The following is an 18,415-nucleotide window of genomic DNA, read 5'->3' as shown; positions in this document are numbered from 1 at the left end:
CGGCCGGACCGTCGCGCTCAACCTGTTCGGCGGCGAGGACCCGGTCGGCAAGACGATCCGCATCAGGCAGAGCCCGTTCACCGTGGTCGGCGTGCTCGCGGCGAAGGGGCAGAGCCTCGACGGCCGCGACCAGGACGACGGCGTGGTGGTGCCGGTGACGACCGCGCAGCGCAAGCTGTTCGGCACGCAGTTCCCGGGATCGGTGCGCATGCTGATGGTGCAGGCGACCGGCGCCGAGGCGATGGACGAGGCGCAGCGCGAGATGGCGCGGCTGCTGCGCCAGCGCCACCACCTGCCGGAGCGCGCCGACAACGACTTCGACATCCGCAACCTGACCGCGCTGGCCAACGCCGCCGCGCAGACCACCCGCGTGATGTCGGTGATGCTGGGCGCGATCGCCTCGGTGTCGCTGCTGGTCGGCGGCATCGGCATCATGAACATCATGCTGGTCTCGGTCACCGAGCGCACCCGCGAGATCGGCATCCGCGTGGCGATCGGCGCGCGCCGGCGCGACATCCTGATGCAGTTCCTGCTCGAGGCCGTGACCCTTTCGGTGGCGGGCTGCCTGGCCGGCGCGCTGGTCGGCGTGGCGGCCGCGGTCGCGATCAACCTGATGGCGGGCATGACCGTGGTCGTCAGCCTGGCCGCGGTGGCGGCGGCGTTCCTGATCGCTTCCATGGTGGGGGTGTTCTTCGGCCTGTATCCGGCGCAGCGCGCCTCCGGGCTCGAGCCGATCGAGGCGCTGGCCTACCAGTAGACGCCGCGCGGGCCGGTCGCCGCGGCAGGTTGATGCAGGTCAACCTCGCGTTTTCCGGGGCTCCTAGCCTGAGCGCACCGTGGGTCCGGGGCACGGAAACCCGCATCGGGCTCGCCCGCACGACGGGCATCCGCCACGGCTCCGACAGACGAGGAGAAGGCATATGGTCAGCACAGCATACCGGTTCGTGTTTGTTCCGCTCGGCCTTGCGGCGATCGCGCTCGGCGGCTGCGCCCAGTACGTGAAGAAGACGGACTTCGACACCGCCATCGCCGAACTGCGCGCCAACGATCAGAAGCAGCAGCAGCAGATCGACGCGCTCACCCAGGAAATGCGCCAGAAGTTCGCCGACTACGACGCCAAGATCGCCGCCTCGGCGGGCCGCGTGCGGGTCGACGCGATCAGCCACTTCGCCTTCAACGAGGCGAACCTGCGCGACGAGGACAAACCGCTGTTGGACGACTACGCCAAGGTGCTCCGCGGGCATTTCCCGGACGCGCTGGTGACGGTCGAAGGCTTCGCCGATCCGGCCGGTACCGACGCCTACAACCGCCGGCTGGGCCTGCGCCGCGCCAAGGCCGTGCGCGATTACCTGGTGACCAGCGGCGGCCTGTCCGCCGACAAGGTGCGTGCGGTCAGCTACGGCGAGGCCGTCAATCGGCAAGCCGTGCGCGGCGCATGGGGCGACAAGGGCGAGCCGAACCGGCGCGTCACGCTGGTCGCCGATTTCGCCGGCAGCCCCGCCGCGCCGTAAGCGCCGTCAGCGCCCGGCCCCGGCAGCCACGGCACGCGGGGGCTGCCGGGTGACCTGCAGGATCGCGCGCAGCATCGCGAACGGGGTGGGCGGGCAGCCGCCCACCACCGCGTCGACCGGGATCACGTCGCGCACGCTGCCGCGGGTGGCGTAGTTCGCGCCGAACAGGCAATTGCCGGCGGCGCAATCGCCGACCGCGAGCACCCACTTCGGCTCGGGCATGGCGTCGTAGGCGCGCTTCAGCGCTTCCTCCATGTTGACCGCCACCGGCCCGGTCACGAGCAGCAGGTCGGCGTGGCGCGGGCTGGGGACGAACTTGATGCCGGCGCCCGTGAGGTTGTAGTGCGGGTTGGTCAGCGCCTGGATCTCCAGCTCGCAGGCGTTGCAGGAACCGGTATCGACGTGGCGGATGCACAGGGCGCGCCCGAACACCGCGTGCAGCTCGCGCTGCAGCGCGGTCTCTTCGGGCGTGGCCGCCTCGGCGACGGGCGGCGCCTCGCTGAGGCGGCCGGTGCGGAAGATGCGCGCAAGTACGTCGAACATGGCCGGCTATCCGTCGTGTCCGCTGTAGGACAGGTTGAAGGATTTGTTGATCAGCGGGAAGTCGGGAACGATGTTGTCGAGCGCCGCGTATTCGACCAGCGGCCAGTTCTGCCAGGACGGGTCGTGCGTGTGGCAGCGCCGGATCGTGCCGTTCGCGCCCGCCTCCAGCGCCACCAGCACCGGGCCGCGCCAGCCTTCGACCAGGCCCAGGCCGAGGCGCGCCGGCGGCGCCGGCGGCAGCTCCGTGCGGACCGCGCCCTGCGGCAGCGTTTCGAGCAGGCGCCGGCACAGGCGCAGCGACTCCAGCGTTTCCTCGAAGCGCACCTCGACGCGCGCGGCGACGTCGCCGCCGGCGCACGCTGCGGCGGCGACTTCCAGCGGCGCGTAAGGCGTCCACGGCAGGTCGGCGCGCAGGTCGCGCGCGATGCCCGAAGCGCGGCCGACCAGGCCGATCGCGCCCAGCGTGCGCGCCTGCTCCGGCGTGACCCGGCCGGAACCGCGGAAGCGGTCCTGCAGGCCGGCGTGGTCGTCGTAGATCGCGCGCAGCTCGCGCACGCTGCGTTCGAGCGTCGCGATCTCCTCGAGCATGATTCCGGGCGCGGATGCGGGCAGGTCGGCGGCGACGCCGCCCGGAACGACGTAGTCGAACAGGTAGCGTTGGCCGAACGTGTTGGCGTTGTGCCGCAGCAGGCGCTCCTTCAGGCTGGAGAACTGCGTCAGGCCGAAGGCGAAGCCGGCGTCGTTGCCGAGCGCGCCAAGGTCGCCGAGATGGTTGGCGATGCGCTCGCGCTCCAGCGCCAGCGCGCGCAGCGCGGCGGCGCGCGGCGGGATCGCGGTGCCGGCGATCGCCTCGTACGCCGCGCAGTAGGCCCAGGCGTAGGCCACCGTCGAGTCGCCGCAGATGCGCGCGGCCAGCCGGTGGCCCTGCGCCAGCGCGAGCGCCTCGAAACGCTTGGCGATGCCGCGGTGGGTGTAGCCGAGACGGATCTCCAGGCGCAGCACCTTCTCGCCGACCACCGACATGCGGAAATGGCCGGGCTCGATCGTGCCGGCGTGGATCGGCCCGACCGTCACCTCGTGCACGCCTTCGCCCTCGACGCGCACGAACGGATACGGCGTCTCGTGGGCGGGATAGGTTTGCGCCTGGCCGACGTCGCGGCGCAGCGGATACACGCGCTCGGGCCAGCCGCCGTGGCGCAGCCACGGCCGCGTGTCGCCGCCGTCGGCCTGGATGCCGAGCAGGTCGAAGATCGCGCGCTGCATGCGCACGGCGACCGGGAAGCGCGCCGCCAGCGCCGGATAGACCGGCGCCGCGGCGGGCATCGCGTGCTCGACCACGATCACGCGGTCGCGCAGCAGATAGGCCGCGTGGATGCGCATGCGGCCGTCGCGGTCGCGGTCGTCGGCGCCCCACAGCGTCAGCAGGTTCGCGCCGTCGGCTTGCAGCGCCTCCGCGGCTTCGCGCCAGTGCGCGGCATCGGCGCCGATATGGCCGGCGGGCACGTTCGCCGCCAGCGGCGCGCATTCGCGATCGAGGAAGTCGGGCAGCATCGCGGTCAACCGATCAGGCGCGCGGCCAGGCGATACCAGTCGGCCAGCGCGGGCGGCATGTACAGGCCCAGCACCAGCACCATCGCGATGTGCGCGAACACCGGCAGCAGGGCGGGGGAATGCGGCAGCGGACGCGCGTCGGTGTCGCCGAACACCATCGGCTGCACGCGGCGGAAGATCGCGGCGAAGGCGACGCCGAGCGCGACGATCAGCACCGGCGTCGCCCACGGATGCTCGCGCATCGCCGTGGTCAGGATCAGGTATTCGCTGGCGAACACGCCGAACGGCGGCAGGCCGAGAATCGCCAGCGCGCCCAGCATCAGGCCCCAGCCGATCGTCGGGCTGACCGCGAGCAGGCCGCGGATGCCGTCCATGCGCTGCGTGCCGGCGGTCTGCGCGGCGTGGCCGGCGGCGAAGAAGATCGCGGACTTGGTCAGCGAGTGCACGGTCATGTGCAGCAGCGCGGCGAAGTTGGCCAGCGGGCCGCCCATGCCGAAGGCGAAGGTGACGATGCCCATGTGCTCGATCGAGGAATAGGCGAACAGGCGCTTGATGTCGCGCTGGCGCCACAGGAAGAACACCGCGAGCAGGGTCGACAGCAGGCCGAAGCCCATCAGCATGCGCCCCGGCAGCGCGGAGTGGATCGCGCCCTCGGCGAGGATCTTGCAGCGCACCACCGCGTACAGGGCGACGTTGAGCAGCAGCCCCGACAGCACCGCCGACACCGGCGTCGGGCCTTCGGCGTGCGCGTCGGGCAGCCAGTTGTGCAGCGGCGCCAGGCCGACCTTGGTGCCGTAGCCGACCAGCAGGAACACGAAGGCGAGGCCGATCACGGTGGGTTCGAGCCGGCCCTTGACCGCGTCGAGGTGCGTCCACAGCAGCGCGCGCATGCCTTCGCCGCCGAGCAGGCCCTCGGCGGCGAAGTACAGCAGGATCGTGCCGAACAGCGCCAGCGCGATGCCGACGCCGCACAGGATGAAGTACTTCCATGCGGCCTCGATGCTGGCGCGGGTGCGGTACAGCGATACCAGCAGCACCGTCGACAGCGTGGCCGCTTCCATCGCCACCCACAGCAGGCCCATGTTGTTGGTGGCGAGCGCGACCAGCATCGCCGCCATGAACAACTGGTACATGCTGTGGTACAGCCGCAGCCGCTGCGCGTTGACGCGGCCGTGGTGCTCCTCGATGCGCATGTACGGCCGCGAGAACAGCGCCGTGGTGAAGCCGACGAAGGCGGTCAGCGCGATCAGGAACACGTTGAACGGGTCGATGAAGAACTGCTCCTGCGCGACCGTCATCGGGCCCGTGCGGATCACCCGCAGCACCAGCGCGGCGGCGGCGAGCAGGGTGGCGAGGCTGGCCGCGACGTTGAGCTCGGGCGCGCGCCGGTGCGCGCCGGCGAACGCCAGCAGGACGGCGCCGAGCAGCGGGAAGCCGAGCACCAGCAGCAGTTCCACGTCAGTCCTCCTTGAGCGCTTCGAGGTGCTGCAGGTCGAGGCTGTCGAACTGCTCGCGGATCTGGAAGAAGAAGATGCCGAACACGAACACGCCGACCAGCACGTCGAGCGCGATGCCAAGCTCGATCACCATCGGCATGCCGTAGGTGGTGCTGGTGGCGGCGAAGAACAGGCCGTTCTCCAGCGCCAGGAAGCCGATCACCTGCGTCACCGCGGTGCGCCGCGCGATCAGCATCAGGAAGGCGAGCAGGATCACCGCCAGCGCGATGCCCAGCGTCTGCCGCGTCACCGTGGTGGCCAGCGCGCTGATCGGCTGCGCCAGGCCGAACGCGAAGATCACCAGCGCCAGGCCGACCAGCATCAGCGTGGGCACGTTCACCAGCGGCTCGCTGTCGCGCTCGACGCCGAGCCGGCGCACCAGCCGCAGCAGCAGCCACGGCAGCAGGCCGACCTTCACCGTCAGCGTGAGCGCGGCGGACCAGTACAGGTGCGGCAGGTGCGCGGTGGCGGCGATCAGCAGCGTCGAGGCGGTCAGCACGGCGCCCTGCCACGCCAGCAGCACGACCAGGCGGCGCGTGCGGCGCTGGGTCAGCATGGCGAACGAGAGCAGCAGCAGGCCGGCGGCCAGTACGTGCAGCAACTGCGTGGCGAAGGGCAGGGCGGACACGTCTCAGGTTCCCAGCAGCAGGTGCACGAGCAGGCCGAGCACGGCCAGCAGGAACGCCGCGCTGAGGAATTCCGGCGCGCGGAAGAGGCGCAGCTTCGCCGACACCGTCTCGATCACGGCCAGCACCGCGCCGGCGCAGGCCAGCTTGGCGACCAGCGCGAGCAGCGCCAGCAGCAGCGGCGCGGGCTCGGCGCCGTGCAGGGCGATGCCCCACGGCGCGAACAGCGTGAAGCCGATGCAGATGTAGTTGAACAGCTTCAGCCAGGAGGCCCACTCCATCAGCGCCAGGTGCCGCGCCGAATACTCGAGCAGCATGGCCTCGTGGATCATGGTCAGCTCGAGGTGGGTGGCCGGGTTGTCGATCGGGATGCGCGCGTTCTCGGCCAGCAGCACCATCACGAACGCCACCCCGGCGAAGGCCAGGCTGGGATGCAGGGCGAAGCCCTCGGCGCGCAGCGTGCCCTCCACCACGGTCGGCAGCGCGGTGCTGCCGAACAGCAGGAACGCGTTGAACAACACCATCAGCAGCGCCGGTTCGGCGAGGAAGCCGATCATCATCTCGCGGCGCGCGCCGAGCGTGCCGAACGGCGTGCCGATGTCCATCGCGGCCAGCGCGATGAACACGCGCGCGGTCGCGAACAGGCCGACCAGGGCGATGGCGTCGGCCACCTGCGCCAGCGGCAGGTCGACGGTGACCGAGGGAATGATCGCCGCGGACAGCGTCATCGTGCCGAACACGACGTAGGGCGCGCCGCGGAACAGCGGCGACGCGTGGGTGGCCAGCGCGGCGTCCTTGCGGAACAGCTTGCGCAGCGTGCGGTAGGGCTGCAGCAGCGGCGGCGCGGAGCGGCTTTGCAGCCACGCGCGGCACTGCGCGACCCAGCCGACCAGCAGCGGCGCCAGCGCGACCGCCAGCACGGCCTCGCCCAGTTGCAGCACGAACGCGTAGGCGTGCGGGTTCACAGGACGAACACCAGCAGCACGATCAGGGTCAGGAAGCTGTACAGCAGGTAGACGGCCAGCCGTCCACGCTGCAGCACCGCGACGGCGTCCGCCACGCCGCGCACCGCGCCGACGATGGGCAGGTACAGCGCGTGCCAGAAGCGGTCGTCGATGCGGATGCGGTAGCGCGGCGCGCTGTCGGTGGGCGACGGCACCTCGCGCTCGATGCGGAAGACCGGGCCGAAGATGCGGCGGATCGGCTGGCCGAAGCCCTCGGCCGTGTCCTGCATGCGCGGGGTCAGCCACGGATAACCGCAGTTCCACGGCGGCGTGCGGCGTACGCGGCCGTGGTACAGGCGCCGCACCAGCACGAATGTCACCGCGACCACGCCGAGCATGCCGGCCAGCAGCCACAGGCCGCTGTAGGAGGCCTGTGCCGTCGCCACCGGGGCGATCCACCACGGTGCCGGCCCGCGCTGCAGCGCCGTACCCGCCAGCGCCTGCGTCACGCCGGCGGTGGCGTCCAGCGCGACCTGCGGCAGCACGCCCACGGCGACGCAGCCCAGCGCCAGCCAGGCGAGCCCGATCCGTTCGAGCCAGCCGGCATCGTGCGCGTGCATCAGCGACGGCTCGCGCGGCTGGCCGAGGAAGATCACGCCGTAGAACTTGACCATCACGTAGCCGGCCAGGGCGGCGGTCAGCGCCACCACCGCCGCGCCCAGCGGCACGATCATGTTGATGAAGGCATGCGGGATGGCCGGCGTCGACAGGAACGCCTGCAGCAGCAGCCACTCCGACACGAAGCCGTTGAGCGGCGGCAGGCCGGCGATCGCCAGCGTGCCGACCAGCGCCAGCAGCGCCACCCACGGCATGCGCCGGATCAGCCCGCCCAGCTTGCCGAGGCTGCGCTCGCGGGTGGCGTGCAGCACCGAGCCGGTGGCGAGGAACAGCAGGCTCTTGAACAGCGCGTGGTTGAAGGCGTGGATCAGCGCGGCGGCCAGCGCCAGCGCGGCCAGCGCGTGCATGCCGAACGCGCGGCACAGCATCGCCAGGCCGACGCCGGTGAAGATCAGGCCGATGTTCTCGATCGAGGAGTAGGCGAGCAGCCGCTTCATGTCGGTCTGCACGGCGGCGAACACCGCGCCGAACATCGCGCTGCCGAGGCCCAGCGCCATCGCCAGCAGCCCCCACCACCACGCCCCGCCGGACAGCAGGTCCATGCCGACGCGCAGCAGGCCGTAGACCGCGGTCTTCAGCATCAGGCCGCTCATCATCGCGGACACCGGCGACGGTGCGGCCGGGTGCGCTTCCGGCAGCCACACGTGCAGCGGCACCAGGCCCGCCTTGGTGCCGAAGCCGAACAGCGCCAGCAGGAACGCGACGCTTGCCCAGGCCGGCGGCAGGGCGCCGCCGCGCATCGCGTCGAACGTCATCTCCCAACTGCCGCCGTGCAGCACGCCGAAGCACAACAGCAGGGCCAGCGCGCCGACGTGCGCCATCAGCAGGTACAGGAACCCGGCGCGCCGGATCTCCGGAATGCGGTGCTGCGTGGCGACCAGGAAATACGAGCTCAGCGCCATCGTTTCCCACGCCACCATGAACAGGTAGGCGTCGTCGGCGAGCACGACCAGCGCCATGCTGGCGAGAAAGACGTGGTACTGCAGGCCGAGCAGTCCGGGCGCGGTGCCCTCGCCCTCGCGGAAGTAGCCCGCGGCGAACATGGAGATGCCGGCGCCGGCGACGCCGAGCAGCGCCAGGAAGAAGCCGGACAGCGCGTCCAGGCGCAGGTGGAAGGGCAGGTCGGGCAGGCCGAGCGGCAGCACCCAGCGTTCCGGGGCGAACCCGTCGGCCAGCGCGGCGCCGCCGATCGCGGCGACGCCCAGCGCGACCAGCGCGCCGAGCGGGAACAGCACGCGCGCGACCCAGCCGGTGCTCCGCGGTTGCACCAGCCCGGCCGCGCCCAGCATCAGCCAGACGGCGATCAGGCCCAGCAGCGGTGCGAGGTGCATCGGTGCGTTCATGCCGGTTTCGCGGCCGCACACGGCCCACGCGGTTGCCGCGGCAGGGCCGGCAACGGTGGAGGAGTCATGTTAATTGGATTAACATCGAAGTCGCTTCCAGTGTAAACCCGCAGGAATCCGGATGTCACTCGAAAGCCGCACGGCACGCCTCACGATCCTGATCGACCCGCGCAAGAAGGCGTTCTTCGAGCGCCTGTGCGCGGAAGAAGACGCGACGCCTTCGCAGGTCGTGCGCCGCCTGATCCGCGACTACATCGAACGCCGCACGGGGCAGCCCTGGCGTCCGGACGGGCAGCCAGCCGTGCCGCCGGCAAAGCCCGGGAAGCGCGGCCGCCGCGGCTGACGCCGCGCGATCGCCGACGCCTTCGACACGACGATGCGGCAGGCAGCCGCGTCGCGGTTGTGTCGCATCGCGCCGTCGCGCGGCTTGATCGGGATCAACCCTGCGGGCGCGCCGCGGCGTAGCGTCGGCGGCAGTTCCGGTGCGATGCGGGCGATCCGCCGCGTCGCCCGGCGCGCACGTCGAACGCAGCGGAGCCGGCCATGCGCCACGATGCCGACCGACGGCGGTATGCAGGGCGGACGTCGTGCTGAACGACGCGTCGCCGCCGGCCGAGCGCGCGCGGCTCGCGCAGGCGCCGCTCGACGCGGAAGCGCTGAACCGCATCGACGCCTGCTGGCGCGCCGCCAACTATCTCTCCGTGGGGCAGATCTACCTGCTCGACAATCCTCTGCTGCGCGAGCCGCTGAAGATCGAGCACGTCAAGCCGCGGCTGCTCGGTCACTGGGGCACGACGCCTGGCTTGAACTTCATCTACGCGCACCTCAATCGCGTGATCCGTGCACGCGACCTCGACATGATCTTCGTCGCCGGGCCCGGCCACGGCGGACCGGCGCTGGTCGCCAACACCTACCTCGAAGGCAGCTACAGCGAGCTGTATCCGAACGTCGGCCACGACGCCGAAGGCATGTGCCGGCTGTTCCGGCAGTTCTCGTTTCCCGGCGGCATCCCCAGCCACGCGGCGCCGGAAACGCCCGGATCGATCCACGAAGGCGGCGAGCTGGGCTACGCGCTGGCGCACGCGTACGGCGCGGTGTTCGACAATCCGGACTTGGTCGCCTGCTGCGTGGTCGGCGACGGCGAGGCGGAGACCGGACCGGCCGCTGCCGCGTGGCACTCCAACAAGTTCCTCAACCCCGCGCGCGACGGCGCGGTGCTGCCGGTCCTGCACCTCAACGGCTACAAGATCGCCAATCCGACCGTGCTGGCGCGCATCGACGGCGACGCATTGGTGAAGCTGTTCGAGGGCTATGGCTACCGCCCATACCTGGTCGAAGGCGACGAGCCGCTGGCGATGCACCAGCGCATGGCGGCGACGCTGGACGCGGTGTTCGACGACATTCGCGCAATCCAGCAGGCCGCGCGCGAGCGCGGCGAGCGCAGCCTGCCGCGTTGGCCGATGATCATCCTGCGCACGCCGAAAGGCTGGACCGGGCCGAAGCGCGTCGACGGCCTGAAAGTGGAAGGGAGCTGGCGCTCGCACCAGGTGCCGCTGGCGGAACTGGCCACGAAGCCGGAGCACCTGCGCATGCTCGAGGACTGGATGCGCGGCTACCGGCCGGAGGAGCTGTTCGACGCGCGCGGTGCCCTGCGCGCCGAACTCGCCGCGCTAGCGCCATCGGGCCCGCGCCGCATGGGCGCGAACCCGCACGCCAACGGCGGCCTGCTGCTCGAGGATCTCGACCTGCCCGATTTCCGCGACTACGCGGTTGCCGTACCGCGCCCCGGCCAGGCGCAGGCCGAGGCCACGCGCGTGCTCGGCGCGCTGCTGCGCGACGTGATGAAGCGCAACGCCGCACGACGCAACTTCCGCGTCGTCGGCCCCGACGAAACCGCCTCGAACCGCCTGGACGCGCTGTTCGAGGCGACCGACCGCACCTGGATGGCCGAACGCCTGGACGACGACGACCACCTGTCGCCGGACGGCCGCGTGATGGAAATCCTCAGCGAGCACATCTGCCAGGGCTGGCTGGAAGGCTACCTGCTGAGCGGCCGCCATGGCCTGTTCTCCTGCTACGAGGCGTTCATCCACATCGTCGATTCGATGTTCAACCAGCACGCCAAGTGGCTGAAAGTAAGCAGGGACATCCCGTGGCGGCGGCCGATCGCCTCGCTCAACTACCTGCTGACCTCGCACGTCTGGCGCCAGGACCACAACGGCTTCTCGCACCAGGATCCGGGCTTCATCGACCACGTGGTCAACAAGAAGGCGGACATCATCCGCGTGTACCTGCCGCCGGATGCGAACACGCTGCTGTGCGTCGCCGACCAGTGCCTGCGCAGCCGCGACCTGGTCAACGTGATCGTCGCCGGCAAGCAGCCGCAGCCGCAGTGGCTGGACATGGACGCGGCGGTGCGCCACTGCGCTGCCGGCATCGGCATCTGGGCATGGGCGAGCAGCGACGCCGGCGCCGCACCGGACGCGATCATGGCCTGCGCGGGCGACGTGCCCACCATCGAGACGCTGGCGGCGACGGAGCTGCTGCGCAAGCTGGTGCCGGAACTCAAGGTGCGCGTCGTCAACGTGGTCGACCTGATGACGCTGCAGCCGCGCGAGGAGCACCCGCACGGCCTGCCCGACCGCGAATTCGACGCGATGTTTCCGCCCGACGTGCCGGTGATCTTCGCGTACCACGGCTACCCCTGGCTGATCCACCGCCTGAGCTACCGCCGCCACAACCACGACCACCTGCACGTGCGCGGCTACAAGGAGGAAGGCACGACCACCACGCCCTTCGACATGACCGTGCGCAACGACCTCGACCGCTTCCACCTCGCCGGCGACGTGCTGGACCGCGTCCCGGGCCTCGCCGCGCGCATCGGCCACGCGAAGCAGTTCCTGCGCGATCGCCTGACCGACCATCGCGAGTACATCGTCCGCCATGGCCGCGACATGCCCGAGATCAGCGAGTGGCAGTGGCCGTACTGAACGCGTCCGGCGCGGCGCGGGCCGAGGTTGACGACGATCAAGGCGGGCGCGGCCGCGCGGGCTAGGTTCGGTGCATGCAACGCCGGCGCGCCGCCCGCGCTCTGCGGGTCCGGCGGCAGCCGCGGAGGACGTCATGCGCAACAACCCTCTGTGGACACTGCGTGAACTCGGCCAGGGCGTCTGGCTGGACTCCCTCAGCCGGCGCATGCTCGCCGACGGCACGCTGGCGCGGCTGATCGCCGAGGACGGCGTGTCCGGGGTGACGTCCAATCCGACCATCTTCGAGCACGCCTTCGCGGCGCGGCGCGACTACGAGGACGCGATCGCGCGGTTCGCCCGCGACGGCCTCGACGACGCGGCCATCGTGCGCGCCCTGATGGTGCGCGATGTCGTCGATGCGGCCGACCTGCTGCGCCCGGTCCACGTGCGCACCGCCGGCGCCGACGGCTATGTCAGCATCGAGGTCTCGCCGCACCTCGCCTACGACACCGTGGCGACGATCCGCGAAGCGCGCGCGCTGTGGGCGGCGGCCGGCCGGCCCAACGTCCTGGTCAAGGTGCCGGCGACCGCGGCGGGGCTGGCCGCGATCCGCGCGCTGATCGCCGACGGCATCGGCGTCAACGTCACCCTGCTGTTCGGCACGGCGCGCTACGAGGAAGTCGTCGAGGCTTACCTGTGCGGCCTGGAAGAACGCCGCGCCCGCGGCGGCGACCTGCGCACGGTCGCCTCGGTGGCGAGCTTCTTCCTCAGCCGCATCGACAGCCAGGTCGATCCGGTGCTGGAACGGCTGGCGGCGGAACGGGGCAGGGCGGTGGCGCTGCACGGACAGACCGCGATGGCGTGCGCCCGCGATGCCTACCGATGCTTCCGCGAAGTCGTGGCCGGCGCGCGCTTCCGCGATCTGCGCGCATCGGGCGCGCGGGCGCAGCGCCTGGTGTGGGCCAGCACCGGCACCAAGAATCCCGCCTATTCGGACATCAAGTACGTCGAATCGCTGGTCGGCGCCGACACGTTCAGCACCATGCCGCCCGAAACCCTGGCAGCCTACCGCGATCACGGCCAGCCGCAGGAGCAACTGCTGCGCGGCGCGCAGCACGCGAAGCGGACGCTGCAGGCGCTCGCCTTGGCCGGCATCCGCATGGACACGGTCGCGGCGCGGCTGGAGGCCGAGGGCGTGCGCAAGTTCCAGACGTCCCACGACCGCCTGCTCGACATCGTCGGCGCACGCAGTTGCGCGTTGACGGTGCAGGCCTAGCACGCCGTCACGGCCGCGCCATGACGGCCACGCTCGCCAACGGGATCCTCGAAACCGCGACGACGCCGTTTCCCGACCAGCGTCCGGGCACTTCCGGGCTGCGCCGGAAGACCCGCGCGTTCATGCAGCCGCGCTATCTCGAGAACTTCGTGCAGGCGGTCTTCGACGTCGCCGCCGCCGACGCGCCGCTGGCGCGCGAGACGCTGGTGCTGGGCGGCGACGGGCGCTACTTCAACGTGCCCGCCATCCAGACCATCATCCGCATGGCGATCGCCAACGGCTTCGGCCGGATCCTGGTCGCGCGCGACGGCCTGCTCTCCACCCCGGCGATGTCGGCGGTGATCCGCACGCGCATGGCGCTCGGCGGCCTGATGCTCTCGGCCAGCCACAATCCGGGCGGCATCGATGCCGACTTCGGCGTCAAGTTCAACGTGCGCAACGGCGGCCCAGCGCCGGAGGAGGTCACCGAGCGCATCTACCGGCGCACGCTGGAGATCGACCGCTTCCGCAGCGTCCGGCTCGCGGACCTCGACCTCGGCCGCGAATCCGACCACCAGGTCGGCGCGACGCGCGTGAGCGTGTTCGACCCGCTCGCCGACTACGTGGCGCTGCTCGAACGCCTGTTCGACTTCGGCGCGCTGCGCGCGCTGTTCCGCGGCGGCTTCCGCATGTGCTTCGACGCCATGCACGCGGTGACCGGCCCTTGCGCCGTGCACATCCTCGAGGAACGGCTCGGCGCCGCGGCCGGCACGGTGGTGCGCGCGCAGCCGCTGCCGGATTTCGGCGGCGGCCACCCCGATCCCAACCTGGTGCACGCGCACGCGCTGGTCGAACGCATGAATGCCGCCGACGCGCCCGACTTCGGCGCCGCCTGCGACGGCGACGGCGACCGCAACCTGATCCTCGGCCGCGGCTGCTTCGTCTCGCCCGGCGATTCGCTGGCGCTGATCGTCGAGCACGCGCGCCGCATCCCCGCCTACCGCGACGGCCTCGCCGGCGTGGCGCGCTCGATGCCGACCAGCACGGCGCTGGACCGCGTCGCCGCCTCGCTCGGCATCGCCTGCTACGAGACGCCGACCGGGTGGAAGTATTTCGGCGACCTGCTGGACGCCGGCCTGTGCAGCATCTGCGGCGAGGAGAGCTTCGGCACCGGTTCGGACCATCTCCGCGAAAAGGACGGGCTGTGGGCGGTGCTGTGCTGGCTGTCGATCATCGCCGCCACCGGCATGACACCGGCGCGGGCGCTGGACGCGCACTGGCGCGCGTTCGGCCGCAGCTATTACCAGCGCCACGATTTCGAGGATCTCGACGCCGCTGCCGCCGCCGAGGCGGTCGACGCGCTGAGGCAGCGCCTGCCCGCGCTCGCGGCAGCCCGCTTCGCCGGCGAAGCGGTCGTCCTCGCGGACGACTTCGCCTACCGCAGCCCGGTGACCGGGGCGACCAGCGAGCACGGCGGCATCCGCATCGTGCTGGCCGACGGCTCGCGCATGGTCTTCCGGCTTTCCGGCACCGGCACCGCGGGCGCCACCCTGCGCGTGTACCTCGAACGCTATCGCCGCGACGGCGCCGCCGGCGATCCGGAACCACACCTCGCGCCGCTGCTGGAGGCGGCGCACGCGCTGCTGCAACTGCGCGAACGCTTCGGCCGCGAGCGCGCGACGGTGATCACGTGAACGCGCGGATCGCCGCGGGCGCTGCCGATCGCCGGTCGTGACGGCGGAGGAGGCTGCATCGATGCACGTATTCCTGCCGCGCGCGCTGCCTGAAGGGCTCGAAGCGCTGACCGAACTGGTGCTCGACCTGCACTGGACCTGGAGCCACGCCAGCGACGTGCTCTGGAACCGCATCGACGCCGAACTCTGGCAGCGCACGCAGAACCCGTGGGCGATCCTGCAGAACGTCCCGCAGCAGCGCCTGGAGAGCCTCGCCATGGATGCGAGCTTCGCAGCGGAGCTGGCGCACGCGGTCGAGGAACATCGCAGCTACATGCAGGAGGCGGGATGGTGCGCGCGGTGTCCGCTCGAGCCGCCGGGGACGGTCGCCTACTTCAGCATGGAGTTCGGCCTGAGCGAGGCGGTGGCGCTCTATGCCGGCGGGCTCGGCGTGCTCGCCGGCGACTACCTCAAGACCGCGAGCGACCTCGGCCTGCCGGTGGTGGGCGTCGGCCTGCTCTACCAGGAAGGCTATTTCCGCCAGATCATCGACGCCGATGGGCGCCAGGCCGAGGCCTACCCCAACAACGAGCCGTCCAGTTTGCCGATCCAGCCCGCGCTGGGCGCCGACGGCTCCTGGCTGACGGTGCGGCTCGAGCTGCCGGGGCGCACGCTCTCGCTGCGCGTCTGGCAGGCGAACGTCGGCCGCGCGCGGCTGTACCTGCTCGACAGCAACGACGTCAGCAACGGCGCGGCGGACCGCGGCATCACCGCGCAGCTCTACGGCGGCGGCGCCGAGATGCGCCTGCTGCAGGAAGTCGTGCTCGGCATCGGCGGATGGGCGATGCTCGAGGCGCTCGGCATCGAGCCGGCCGTGTGCCACATCAACGAAGGCCATGCGGCGCTGGCCACGCTGGAGCGCGCGCGCAGGTTCATGCGCCGCGCGGGCACGTCGTTCTGGGAGGCGTGGTGGGCGACGCGCGCCGGCAACGTGTTCACCACGCACACGCCGATGGCGACCGGGTTCGACGCGTTCGCGCCGGACCTGGTCTACAAGTACTCGCGCGACTACCTGGCGGATTTCGAGATCCCGCCGCGCGACCTGCTCGCGCTGGGACGGCGCGATCCGCTGAACGACGACGAGCCGTTCAACCTGGCCTACCTGGCGTTGCGCGGCTGCGCGCAGACCAATGCGGTCAGCCAACTGCACGGCGAGGTCAGCCGGCGCCTGTTCGGCCCGCTGTTCCCGCGCTGGCCGCCGCACGAGGTGCCGGTGCGGCACGTCACCAACGGCGTGCACGTGCCCTCGTGGGATTCGCCGTGGTCGGACCGGGTGTGGACGACGGCCTGCGGCAAGGAGCGCTGGCGCGGCGAACAGGAAGCGCTGCCGGCGGCGGTCGCCACGGTCGACGACGAAACGCTGTGGGCGCTCGCCTCCGACCAGCGCCGCGACCTGGTGCACTATGCGCGCGAACGCCTGGCCTGGCAGCTCGGCCAGCGCGGCGAGTCGCAGCGGCGGATCGCCGAGGCCGCGCAGGTGCTCGATCCGAATGCGCTGACGCTGGGCCTGGCGCGGCGCTTCGCCGCCTACAAGCGCACCAACCTGCCGCTGCACGACCCGGAGCGCCTGGCGCGCCTGTTGCGCGATCCGCAGCGGCCGGTGCAACTGATCGTCGCCGGCAAGGCGCATCCGCAGGACGAGGAGGGCAAGCGCCTGATCCACGCCTGGATCGAGTTCATGCGCCGACCCGGCGTGCGCCTGCGCGCGGTGTTCCTCGACGACTACGACATGGCCCTGGCGCAGCATCTCGTGCAGGGCGTCGACGTCTGGATCAATACGCCGCGGCGGCCGTGGGAAGCCTGCGGCACCAGCGGCATGAAGGTGCTGGTCAACGGCGGCCTGAACCTGTCGGTGCTCGACGGTTGGTGGGCGGAAGCGTTCGATCCGGCGTGCGGCTGGGCCATCGCGAGCGCGACCGACCGTGGCGACGGCGTGGCCGACGCGGAAGACGCCGAGCGGCTCTACCGCATCCTCGAGGACGAGGTGGTGCCGGCCTTCTTCGACCGCGATGCCCGCGGCATCCCGCGCCAGTGGGTGGCGCGGATGCGCGCGAGCATGTCGCTGCTGGCGCCGCGCTTCAGCAGCAACCGCATGCTGCGCGAGTATCTCGAACAGTTCTACCGCGGCGCCGCGTCGGCGCTGCACCGGCGTACCGAAAACGGGGCGCGCCTGGCGCGCGAGCTGGGCGCGTGGCAGGTCGCGATCGAGTCGGGCTGGCACGAGGTCCATTTCGGCGACGTCGAGGCGAAGCGCGAGCGCGGCGCGTGGCGATTCGGCGTGCCGGTCTACCTCGGCGAGTTCTCCCCGGAGATGGTGCGGGTGGAGATCTATGCCGAGCCGGCGCCGCCGCTGGAGGGCGTGTGCCTGCCGATGCGCTGCGGCGATCCGATTCCCGGCACCGTGCACGGCTACCTCTACGACGTGACCGTGCCCGACGGGCGCGCGCCGTCCGACTACACGCCGCGGATCCGGCCGTGGCATGCGGACGCGTTCCTGCCGGCCGAACTGGCGATGATCGCGTGGCAGCGCTGACCGCATGAGCGCGCGCGTTCCGACCACGGGTGGCATGGCGTGAACGCGGCGCGCGGCGTGCTGGTCTTCAACGCAGGCTCCTCCAGCCTGAAGTTCGCCGCCTACCGCGGCGATGCCGTGGCGCCGGTGCTGCGCGGCGCGATCGAGAACATCGGCGCCGGCGCGCGCCTGCGGCTGCGCGAACCGGCTGCGGAAGCGCTGGGCGACACGGCGGACCTGCCGGCCGACGGCAGCCCCGCGCACCTGGCGCGCTGGCTGATGGTGCGGCTGCGGCGCCGCTGGGGGGACTTCGACGTGGAAGCGATCGGCCACCGCGTCGTGCACGGCGGCGACGCCTTCGCGGAACCGACGCGCCTCGACGCCGGAACGATCGACGCGCTGGCGCGGCTGGTGCCGCTCGCCCCGCAGCACCAGCCGCAGAGCCTCGCCGTGGTGCAGGCCGCGATGGCCTGCTGGCCCGACGTGCCACAGGTGGCCTGCTTCGATACCGCGTTCCATCGCACCATGCCGCGCCTGGCGCAGATCTTCGCGCTGCCGCGGTCGCTGACCGACGCGGGCGTCGTGCGCTACGGCTTCCATGGGCTTTCCTACGCCTACGTGGCCGGACGCCTGGAAAGCTTGCTCGGTCCGCGCGCGGACGGCCGCGTGGTGGTCGCGCACCTCGGCCACGGTGCGAGCCTGTGCGCCATGCGCGCGCGGCGCAGCGTGGCCACGACGATGGGCTTCACGGTGATGGACGGCCTGATGATGGCGCGCCGCTGCGGCGCGATCGATCCCGGCGTGCTGCTGTACCTGCTGCAGGAGAAGGGACTGGACGCCGAACGGCTCGCCGATCTGCTGAACGAGCGCAGCGGCCTGCTCGGCGTGTCCGGGCTCAGCGACGACGTGCGCGTGCTCGAGGCGAGCGACGACGCCCGCGCCGCGGAGGCGCTGGAGCTGTTCGCCTACCGGGCCGCGTGCGAACTGGCGACGATGGTCGCCGCGCTGGACGGCATCGACGCACTGGTGTTCACCGCCGGCATCGGCGAGCGCTCGGCGGACATGCGCCGGCGCATCTGCGCACGGCTGCGCTGGCTGGGCGTCGCGCTGGATCCGCAGGCCAACGCACGCCACGCCGCGCGCATCGGCGCCCCGGGCTCGGCCGTGGACGTGCTGGTCGTGCCGACCGACGAGGAGGCGGTGATCGCGCAGGCCGCGCGGGCGTGGGGCTCCGGCTGAGGGACAGGACGCGGC

At 71.6% G+C, this 18,415-nt stretch carries 14 protein-coding genes; 8 read left to right on the top strand and 6 right to left on the bottom strand.

The window, feature by feature from the left end:
* Both ABFC67_RS02665 and ABFC67_RS02660 read left to right on the top strand, forming a co-directional pair.
* The coding region (locus ABFC67_RS02665; protein ID WP_346736490.1) for an FtsX-like permease family protein at positions 1-757 on the top strand (757 nt) is incomplete at its 5' end.
* 163 nt (positions 758-920) lie between these two features.
* Entirely contained in the window at positions 921-1,511 is a 591-nt protein-coding gene (locus tag ABFC67_RS02660) for an OmpA family protein (RefSeq protein ID WP_346736489.1), read from the top strand.
* A gap of 6 nt (positions 1,512-1,517) precedes the next feature.
* On the opposite strand, the gene ABFC67_RS02655 is transcribed toward ABFC67_RS02660, so the two are convergent.
* The 6 genes from ABFC67_RS02655 to hyfB are packed head-to-tail and all read right to left on the bottom strand — an operon-like array spanning position 1,518 to position 8,692.
* A complete protein-coding gene (locus ABFC67_RS02655) occupies positions 1,518-2,054 on the bottom strand; it encodes a formate hydrogenlyase (protein ID WP_346736488.1) in 537 nt (178 codons plus the stop codon).
* 6 nt (positions 2,055-2,060) lie between these two features.
* Positions 2,061-3,605: an NADH-quinone oxidoreductase subunit C gene (locus tag ABFC67_RS02650; protein ID WP_346736487.1), complete on the bottom strand. Its 1,545-nt coding sequence runs from the start codon at positions 3,603-3,605 to the stop codon at positions 2,061-2,063.
* Between the two features lie 5 nt (positions 3,606-3,610).
* Positions 3,611-5,062 carry a hydrogenase 4 subunit F gene (locus tag ABFC67_RS02645; protein WP_346736486.1) on the bottom strand — a complete coding sequence of 484 codons (1,452 nt, stop codon included), beginning with the start codon at positions 5,060-5,062 and terminating at the stop codon, positions 3,611-3,613.
* A 1-nt stretch (position 5,063) separates the two neighbouring features.
* On the bottom strand, positions 5,064-5,729 hold the full coding sequence (locus ABFC67_RS02640; protein WP_346736485.1) for a formate hydrogenlyase: 666 nt from the start codon (positions 5,727-5,729) through the stop codon (positions 5,064-5,066).
* Between the two features lie 3 nt (positions 5,730-5,732).
* Positions 5,733-6,692, bottom strand: a complete 960-nt coding sequence (locus tag ABFC67_RS02635; RefSeq protein ID WP_346736484.1) for an NADH-quinone oxidoreductase subunit H — start codon at positions 6,690-6,692, stop codon at positions 5,733-5,735.
* Positions 6,689-8,692 (bottom strand): hydrogenase 4 subunit B, encoded by a 2,004-nt coding sequence (gene hyfB, locus ABFC67_RS02630; protein ID WP_346736483.1) that lies wholly within the window; start codon positions 8,690-8,692, stop codon positions 6,689-6,691. The genes ABFC67_RS02635 and hyfB overlap by 4 nt, the downstream gene beginning before the upstream one ends.
* A 121-nt stretch (positions 8,693-8,813) precedes the next feature.
* Here hyfB and ABFC67_RS02625 point away from each other — a divergent pair, with 121 nt between their 5' ends.
* The 6 genes from ABFC67_RS02625 (at position 8,814) to ABFC67_RS02600 (ending at position 18,400) form a co-directional block, all read left to right on the top strand.
* Positions 8,814-9,035 (top strand): CopG family transcriptional regulator, encoded by a 222-nt coding sequence (locus ABFC67_RS02625; protein WP_346736482.1) that lies wholly within the window; start codon positions 8,814-8,816, stop codon positions 9,033-9,035.
* A gap of 247 nt (positions 9,036-9,282) precedes the next feature.
* Positions 9,283-11,682, top strand: a complete 2,400-nt coding sequence (locus ABFC67_RS02620) for a phosphoketolase family protein (protein WP_346736493.1) — start codon at positions 9,283-9,285, stop codon at positions 11,680-11,682.
* Positions 11,683-11,815: 133 nt separating this feature from the next.
* Positions 11,816-12,937 carry a transaldolase gene (gene tal / locus ABFC67_RS02615; protein WP_346736481.1) on the top strand — a complete coding sequence of 374 codons (1,122 nt, stop codon included), beginning with the start codon at positions 11,816-11,818 and terminating at the stop codon, positions 12,935-12,937.
* A gap of 20 nt (positions 12,938-12,957) precedes the next feature.
* Positions 12,958-14,610 (top strand): alpha-D-glucose phosphate-specific phosphoglucomutase, encoded by a 1,653-nt coding sequence (locus tag ABFC67_RS02610; protein WP_346736480.1) that lies wholly within the window; start codon positions 12,958-12,960, stop codon positions 14,608-14,610.
* Between the two features lie 61 nt (positions 14,611-14,671).
* Entirely contained in the window at positions 14,672-17,182 is a 2,511-nt protein-coding gene (gene glgP / locus ABFC67_RS02605; RefSeq protein ID WP_346736479.1) for an alpha-glucan family phosphorylase, read from the top strand.
* A 39-nt stretch (positions 17,183-17,221) separates the two neighbouring features.
* The gene (locus tag ABFC67_RS02600) at positions 17,222-18,400 is read left to right on the top strand and encodes an acetate/propionate family kinase (RefSeq protein WP_346736478.1); all 1,179 of its coding nucleotides are present in this window, start codon (positions 17,222-17,224) and stop codon (positions 18,398-18,400) included.
* Positions 18,401-18,415: the final 15 nt, after the last annotated feature.

The sequence above is a fragment of the Mizugakiibacter sp. genome, from assembly GCF_039680435.1.
Taxonomy (GTDB): Bacteria; Pseudomonadota; Gammaproteobacteria; order Xanthomonadales; family Rhodanobacteraceae; genus Mizugakiibacter.
This window is presented reverse-complemented; position numbering and strand designations above follow the sequence as displayed.

Bases quoted from the DNA above. Each gene is read 5' to 3' on its own strand.
- ABFC67_RS02655 (WP_346736488.1), bottom strand. From the start codon at position 2,054: ATGTTCGACGTACTTGCGCGCATCTTCCGCACCGGCCGCCTCAGCGAG.
- ABFC67_RS02650 (WP_346736487.1), bottom strand. From the start codon at position 3,605: ATGCTGCCCGACTTCCTCGATCGCGAATGCGCGCCGCTGGCGGCGAAC.
- ABFC67_RS02610 (WP_346736480.1), top strand. From the start codon at position 12,958: ATGACGGCCACGCTCGCCAACGGGATCCTCGAAACCGCGACGACGCCG.
- ABFC67_RS02625 (WP_346736482.1), top strand. From the start codon at position 8,814: ATGTCACTCGAAAGCCGCACGGCACGCCTCACGATCCTGATCGACCCG.
- hyfB (WP_346736483.1), bottom strand. From the start codon at position 8,692: ATGAACGCACCGATGCACCTCGCACCGCTGCTGGGCCTGATCGCCGTC.
- tal (WP_346736481.1), top strand. From the start codon at position 11,816: ATGCGCAACAACCCTCTGTGGACACTGCGTGAACTCGGCCAGGGCGTC.
- ABFC67_RS02660 (WP_346736489.1), top strand. From the start codon at position 921: ATGGTCAGCACAGCATACCGGTTCGTGTTTGTTCCGCTCGGCCTTGCG.
- glgP (WP_346736479.1), top strand. From the start codon at position 14,672: ATGCACGTATTCCTGCCGCGCGCGCTGCCTGAAGGGCTCGAAGCGCTG.